Genomic DNA, 7,483 nt, shown 5'->3' on the forward strand with positions numbered 1-7,483 from the left:
ACGATCTCGGGTCAAGAGCCTTGGCGGCTACCGCAGTTCGGCGCGGAAGGCCACCGGCGTCCGCCCGGTGTGCAGGTGGAAGAACTTGGAGAAGTTCGCCGCGTCCGGGAAGCCGACGGCCGCGCCGACCCGGCCGATGGGCAGCTCGGTGTGGGCGAGGAGGCGCTTGGCCTCCAGGACGACGCGTTTGTCGATGAAGCCCTTCGGGGTCTCGCCGGTGGCCGCGCGCACGGCCCGCACCAGGGTGCGGCGGGAGTAGCCGAGGGCGTCGGCGTAGGCGCTGACGCTGTGGTTGGTGGCGAAGCCCTGCTCGACCGCGTCCCGGAACAGGGTGAAGGTGCTGTCCGACTGCTGCCGTGAGCCGGGGGCCGAGCTGGCGGCGAGGTGGGCGAGGCGCAGCAGGAACGCGGTCAGGTCGTGCCGCAGGACGGCCGTGTGCAGGCTGGGCGGGAGTGTCGTCGTGTCCTCGTACTCGCGGCGCAGCTGCTCCAGGGCCGCCCGCAGCGCTTCGAGCCGGGCCGCGTCGGGGTGCAGCAGCGGCGGCAGGTCGTAGCGGTACAGGCCGGTCGCCTCGACGGTGGCGCGGGGCAGGAAGCCGGGTTGCATGGTCAGCACGGTTCCGCGGTACACGCACTCGCGGGAGAAGCGGTGGACCTGTCCGGGTCGTATCCACAGCAGGTCGCCGGCCGCGGCCTCGTACTCGGTGAAGTCGACCATGTGGCGGACGGGGCCCTCGGTGAACAGCAGGACGATGTGGAAGTCGATGCGGTGGACACGGTCCAGCGGGATGTCGGTCCGCCAGGAGCGGTCGGCCCCCATCCGGCCGATCCGCATGCCGACACCGCCGACGGCCAGCTCGGTCGGGAAGGGGAGGGTTCTGATGCCGTCGTCGCCCGCCGCGCCGTCCCCTTGGGGAGTTGTGTCAGCCATGTCCTTTTCGCGCCGTCCCTGCTCCGCGATCACTGTCCCAGATTCACCACAGGGTGACACATCCCGCCCTTCCGTCGAAAAAGTCAGACTTTTAAGGTTGAACGCGTCCGGCCAGCCCTTCCGTACTGAACGAGGACTTCTTGAAGATGAGCACGCACACTTCCGGTGGCTTCGAGTGGACCGATCTCGACCGGCGGGCCGTGGACACCGCCCGTCTGCTGGCGGCCGACGCGGTACAGAAGGTGGGCAACGGCCATCCGGGGACCGCGATGAGCCTGGCACCTGCCGCGTACACGATCTTTCAGAAGGTGATGCGTCACGACCCGGCGGACCCGGAGTGGACCGGCCGTGACCGGTTCGTCCTCTCCCCCGGCCACACCTCGCTGACCCTGTACACCCAGCTGTTCCTGGCCGGCTACGAGCTGGAGCTGGACGACCTGAAGGCGTTCCGCACCCACGGCTCGCGGACCCCCGGCCACCCGGAGTACGGGCACACCGCGGGCGTGGAGACCACCACCGGGCCGCTCGGCCAGGGTGTCGCCAACGCGGTGGGCATGGCGATGGCCGCCCGCTACGAGCGCGGCCTGTTCGACCCCGAGGCCCCCGCGGGCACCTCCCCCTTCGACCACACCGTCTGGGCGATCGTCTCCGACGGCGACCTGGAGGAGGGCGTCTCCGCCGAGGCGTCCTCGCTCGCCGGCCACCAGAAGCTCGGCAACCTGGTCTTCCTCTACGACGACAACCACATCTCCATCGAGGGCGACACCGCGACCGCCTTCTCCGAGGACGTGCTGAAGCGGTACGAGGCCTACGGCTGGCACACCCAGCGCGTCGAGCCCACCGCCGACGGCGATGTGGACGCCCCGGCCCTGTACGCGGCCCTCGAAGCGGCGCGGAACGAGACCGGGCGGCCCTCGATCATCGCGATGCGCACGATCATCGCGTGGCCCGCCCCGAACGCCCGCAACACCGAGGCCTCCCACGGCTCGGCGCTCGGCGCGGAGGAGATCGCGGCCACCAAGCGCCTCCTCGGCTTCGACCCGGAGCGGTCCTTCCAGGTCGAGGACGAGGTCCTGAAGCACGCCCGGCGGGCCCTGGACCGGGGTGCCGAGGCGCACGCGGCCTGGGACAAGCGGATCGCCGAGTGGCGCACCGCGGAGCCGGCGCGGGCCGCCCTGTTCGACCGGATCAGCCGGGGCGAGCTGCCCGCGGGCTGGGAGGACGCCCTGCCGGTGTTCGAGGAGGGCAAGTCGGTCGCCACCCGCGCCGCCTCCGGCAAGGTGCTCCAGTCGCTCGGCCCGGTGCTGCCCGAGCTGTGGGGCGGCTCCGCCGATCTCGCCGGTTCCAACAACACCGACATCGACAAGTCCAGCTCGTTCCTCCCCGAGGGCAACCCGCTGCCGACCGCCGACCCCTATGGCCGTACCGTCCACTTCGGCATCCGCGAGTTCTCCATGGCGGCGGAGATGAACGGCATCGCCCTGCACGGCAACACCCGCGTCTACGGCGGCACCTTCCTGGTGTTCTCCGACTACATGCGCAACGCGGTGCGGATGTCCGCGCTCATGCAGCTGCCGGTGACGTACATCTGGACGCACGACTCCATCGGCCTCGGCGAGGACGGACCGACCCATCAGCCGGTCGAGCACCTGGCCTCGCTGCGCGCCATTCCGGGGCTGAATGTCGTCCGCCCGGCGGACGCCAACGAGACCGTGATCGCCTGGGCCGAGATCCTGAAGAGGCACGCCACCAGCCCTGCCCCGCACGGGCTCGCGCTCACCCGCCAGGGCGTGCCGGTCTACGCGCCGAACGAGGACGCGGCCAAGGGCGGCTATGTGCTGCGCGAGTCCTCGACGGAGGTGCCGGAGGTGATCGTCATCGCGACCGGCTCCGAGGTGCAGCTCGCCGTGGCCGCGCGGGAGCGGCTGGAGGCCGAGCGCATCGGCACGCGGGTGGTCTCGATGCCGTCCGTGGAGTGGTTCGAGGAGCAGCCGCGCGCCTACCGCGAGCGGGTGCTGCCGCCGGCCGTGAAGGCGCGGGTGGCGGTGGAGGCCGGCATCGGGCTGACCTGGTACCGCTATGTGGGTGACGCGGGCCGGATCGTCTCCCTGGAGCACTTCGGCGCCTCCGCCGACGCCGGGACCCTGTTCACCGAGTTCGGCTTCACCCCCGAGAACGTCGCCGCGGCGGCCCGCGAATCGCTCGCCGCCGCGCGCGCCTGACACCGACACACAAGGAAAGATGATCACTGTGACCGAAGCAATCGCGACTCCGGGAGCCCTCAAGCGCCTTGCCGACGAGGGTGTGTCCGTCTGGCTGGACGACCTGTCGCGGGGGCGGATCACCTCGGGCAGCCTCGCCGGCCTGGTGGCGAGCGGCAGCGCCGTCGGTGTCACCACCAACCCGTCGATCTTCCAGGCGGCCATAGGCTCCGGCGAGGGGTACGAGGAGCAGCTCACCGAGCTGGCCGTGCGCGGCGTGACGGTCGACGAGGCCGTACGCATGATGACCACCGCCGACGTGCGGGACGCAGCCGACGTCCTCGACTCCGTGTACCGGGCGACGAACGGCCGCGACGGCCGGGTCTCCATCGAGGTCGATCCCCGTCTGGCGCACCGCACGGCGGCCACCGTCGCCGAGGCCAAGCAGCTGTTCTGGCTGGTCAACCGCCCGAACGTGATGATCAAGATCCCGGCGACCAAGGCGGGCCTGCCGGCGATCACCGAGGTCGTCGGGCTCGGTATCAGCGTCAATGTGACCCTGATCTTCTCCCTGGAGCGCTACCGCGAGGTCATGGCCGCCTACCTGGCCGGCCTGGAGAAGGCCCGCGAGCGCGGCATCGACCTGTCCACCATCCACTCGGTGGCCTCGTTCTTCGTCTCCCGCGTGGACTCCGAGATCGACAAGCGGCTGACCGCGCTCGGCACCGACGAGGCCCTCGCGCTCAAGGGCCGCGCGGCCCTCGCCAACGCGCGGCTGGCCTACGAGGCGTACGAGGAGGTCTTCGCCTCGGACCGCTGGCTGGCGCTCGCCGGGGACAAGGCGAACAAGCAGCGTCCGCTGTGGGCGTCCACCGGTGTGAAGGATCCCGCGTACAAGGACACCCTGTATGTGGACGACCTCGTCGCGCCGGGCACGGTCAACACCATGCCGGAGGCCACCTTGCTCGCCGTCGCCGACCACGGCGAGATCACCGGCGACACGGTGACCGGCGGCTACGCGCAGGCCCGCGCCGACCTCGGCGCGATCGAGCGGCTCGGCATCTCCTACGACGAGGTCGTCCAGCAGCTGGAGGACGAGGGCGTCGCCAAGTTCGAGACGGCCTGGCAGGACCTGCTGGACGCGGTGGCGAAGTCCCTGGAGAGCAAGGGAGTTGACGCGCGATGACCGAGAAAGCGAGCCCGGCCCCGGCACCCGAGGAGGTCCGGGTGCCCATCGCCCCGGCCGCCGACTGGGTGAACCCGCTGCGGGACACCCGCGACCGGCGTCTGCCGCGCATCGCGGGTCCGTCGGGTCTGGTCATCTTCGGGGTGACCGGTGACCTGTCCCGCAAGAAGCTGATGCCGGCCGTGTACGACCTGGCCAACCGCGGTCTGCTGCCGCCAGGCTTCTCCCTGGTGGGCTTCGCCCGCCGCGAATGGGAGGACCAGGACTTCGCGCAGGTCGTCCACGACTCGGTGCGCGAGCACTCGCGCACCCCGTTCCGCGAGGAGGTGTGGCAGCAGCTCGCCGAGGGCATGCGCTTCATCCCCGGCGACTTCGACGACGACACCGCGTTCAAGCAGCTCAAGGACGCCGTGGAGGAACTGGACGCCTCCCGCGGCACCGGCGGCAACTTCGCGTTCTACCTCTCGGTGCCGCCGAAGTTCTTCCCGAAGGTCGTGCAGCAGCTGAAGAAGCACGGCCTGGCGAGCCCGCCCGAGGGCTCCTGGCGGCGCGCGGTCATCGAAAAGCCGTTCGGTCACGATCTGGCCAGCGCCCGCGAGCTGAACGCGATCGTGCACGACGTGTTCGAGCCGGACCAGGTCTTCCGCATCGACCACTACCTGGGCAAGGAGACGGTCCAGAACATCCTGGCGCTGCGCTTCGCCAACCAGATGTACGAGCCGATCTGGAACCGCAGCTACGTCGACCACATCCAGATCACCATGGCCGAGGACATCGGCATCGGCGGCCGGGCCGGCTACTACGACGGCATCGGCGCCGCCCGTGACGTCATCCAGAACCACCTGCTCCAGCTGATGGCGCTCACCGCCATGGAGGAGCCCATCGCGTTCGACGCGGAGGCGCTGCTCACCGAGAAGCTGAAGGTGCTCAAGTCGGTGCGGCTCCCGGAGGACCTGGGCCGGCACACCGTGCGGGCGCAGTACGCGGGCGGCTGGCAGGGCGGCGAGAAGGTCGTCGGCTATCTGGAGGAGGACGGCATCGACCCCCAGTCGAAGACCGACACCTTCGCCGCGATCAAGATCGGCATCGACAACCGGCGCTGGGCGGGCGTCCCGTTCTACCTGCGCACCGGCAAGCGGCTCGGCCGCCGGGTGACGGAGATCGCGGTGGTCTTCAAGCGGGCCCCGCACTCCCCCTTCGACTCCACCGCCACCGAGGAGCTGGGCCAGAACGCGATCGTGATCCGCGTCCAGCCGGACGAGGGCATGACGGTCCGCTTCGGTTCCAAGGTGCCGGGCACCTCGATGGAGATCCGGGACGTGTCCATGGACTTCGCCTACGGCGAGTCGTTCACGGAGTCCAGCCCGGAGGCGTACGAGCGGCTCATCCTGGACGTGCTCCTGGGCGACGCCAACCTGTTCCCGCGTCACCAGGAAGTGGAAGAGTCCTGGAAGATCCTCGACCCGATCGAGCAGTACTGGGCGGCGCACGGCCGTCCGGCACAGTACGCGTCGGGCAGCTGGGGACCGCGGGAAGCCGACGAGATGCTCGCACGAGACGGACGGAGCTGGCGCAGGCCATGAAGATCGACCTGACCGACACCACGGCAAGCAAGATCAACAAGGCGCTGGTGCAGGGCCGCCGAGCGATCGGCACCCCGGCCGTGGGCATGGTCCTGACGATGGTCATCGTCACGGACGAGGAGAACGCCTACGACTCGATCCGGGCCGCCGAGGAAGCCTCGCACGAGCACCCCTCGCGCACCCTGGTCGTCATCAAGCGGCACGCCCGCACCCTGCGCGACCGCACCCACTCGCGCCTCGACGCCGAGGTCCGGGTCGGCTCGGAGGCCGGCACCGGCGAGACGGTGGTACTGCGGACCTACGGCGACGTGTCCGACCACGCCGACTCGGTGGTGCTGCCGCTGCTGCTGCCGGACGCCCCGGTCGTCGTGTGGTGGCCGGTGGACGCGCCCGACAACCCGTCCAAGGACCCGCTCGGCGCGCTCGCCCAGCGCCGGATCACCGATCTGTACGCGGTGGAACGGCCGATGGAGGTCCTGGAGGCCCGCGCCCGCAACTACGCGCCCGGTGACACCGACCTCGCCTGGACCCGCCTGACGCTGTGGCGCTCCATGCTGGCCGCCGCGCTCGACCAGGCGCGGGCGAAGGTGACGTCGGCGGCCGTGGAGGCCGAGGCGGACAACCCGAGCGCCGAGCTGCTGGCCCGCTGGCTGGAGGCGCGGCTCGGGGTGAGCGTCGACCGGGTGGTCACCGAGGGACCGGTGGTCACGGCCGTACGGCTGGGCACCCGCGACGGCGAGATCGTCGTGGACCGCCCCGAGGGCCCGCTCGCGACGCTCACCCTGCCGGGCCAGCCGCCGCGCACCCTCGCGCTGAAGGTCCGCCCCACCTCCGAACTCATCGCCGAGGAGCTGCGCCGCCTCGACGCCGACGAGATGTACGCCATCGCCCTGCGGGGCGAGGCCGCCAAGGAGAACGCCTGAGATGGCCGACGTCCATTATCCCCGTCTGACCCGCCGACCCGAGTGGACGGCGCTCGCCGACCACCGCGCCGAGGGACCGCTGCACCTGCGCGACCTGTTCGCGTCGGATCCGGACCGCGCCGAGCGGTACGTGGTCCGGGTCGGTGATCTGTACATCGACTACAGCAAGCACCTGATCACGGATCAGACCCTGACCCTGCTGCGGGAACTCGCCGCCGCCACCGATGTGTTCGGGCTGCGGGACGCCATGTTCCGCGGTGAGAAGATCAACGTCACGGAGCACCGGGCGGTGCTGCACACCGCACTGCGGGCGCCGCGGGACGCGGTGATCGAGGTGGACGGCGAGAACGTGGTGCCCAAGGTGCACGCCGTGCTCGACAAGATGAGCGACTTCGCCCACCGGGTGCGCTCGGGTGCCTGGACGGGCCACACCGGCAAGCGGATCCGCAATGTCGTCAACATCGGCATCGGCGGCTCCGACCTCGGCCCGGCGATGGCGTACGAGGCGCTGCGCAGCTTCGCCGACCGGGAGCTGACGGTCCGTTTCGTGTCGAACGTGGACGGCGCGGACCTGCACGAGGCCACCCGTGACCTGGACCCGGCCGAGACGCTGTTCATCGTCGCGTCCAAGACGTTCACCACGATCGAGACGATCACCAA

The 7,483-nt window shown here is 70.6% G+C and carries 6 protein-coding genes; 5 read left to right on the forward strand and 1 reads right to left on the reverse strand.

Annotation, left to right across the window (positions count from 1 at the left end):
* Nucleotides 1-27 precede the first annotated feature (27 nt).
* Complete coding sequence (locus ACZ7EC_RS04480; RefSeq protein WP_471057726.1) at nucleotides 28-930, reverse strand: helix-turn-helix domain-containing protein; 903 nt, start codon at nucleotides 928-930, stop codon at nucleotides 28-30.
* Nucleotides 931-1,076: 146 nt separating this feature from the next.
* On the opposite strand from ACZ7EC_RS04480, the gene tkt reads away from it, so the two are divergent.
* From tkt to ACZ7EC_RS04505, 5 genes are all read left to right on the forward strand, one after another.
* Nucleotides 1,077-3,152, forward strand: a complete 2,076-nt coding sequence (tkt, locus tag ACZ7EC_RS04485; RefSeq protein WP_471057729.1) for a transketolase — start codon at nucleotides 1,077-1,079, stop codon at nucleotides 3,150-3,152.
* A 19-nt stretch (nucleotides 3,153-3,171) separates the two neighbouring features.
* On the forward strand, nucleotides 3,172-4,317 hold the full coding sequence (gene tal / locus ACZ7EC_RS04490; RefSeq protein WP_471057732.1) for a transaldolase: 1,146 nt from the start codon (nucleotides 3,172-3,174) through the stop codon (nucleotides 4,315-4,317).
* Nucleotides 4,314-5,900, forward strand: coding sequence for a glucose-6-phosphate dehydrogenase (gene zwf / locus ACZ7EC_RS04495; RefSeq protein WP_471057735.1), 1,587 nt, complete (start codon nucleotides 4,314-4,316; stop codon nucleotides 5,898-5,900). Before tal ends, zwf begins: the two co-directional genes overlap by 4 nt.
* Nucleotides 5,897-6,823 carry a glucose-6-phosphate dehydrogenase assembly protein OpcA gene (gene opcA, locus ACZ7EC_RS04500; protein ID WP_471057738.1) on the forward strand — a complete coding sequence of 309 codons (927 nt, stop codon included), beginning with the start codon at nucleotides 5,897-5,899 and terminating at the stop codon, nucleotides 6,821-6,823. Before zwf ends, opcA begins: the two co-directional genes overlap by 4 nt.
* A gap of 1 nt (nucleotide 6,824) precedes the next feature.
* Nucleotides 6,825-7,483, forward strand: a 659-nt coding sequence (locus ACZ7EC_RS04505; RefSeq protein WP_471057741.1) for a glucose-6-phosphate isomerase, incomplete at its 3' end; no start/stop codon positions are given.

This window comes from Streptomyces sp. NPDC037203 (assembly GCF_055605065.1).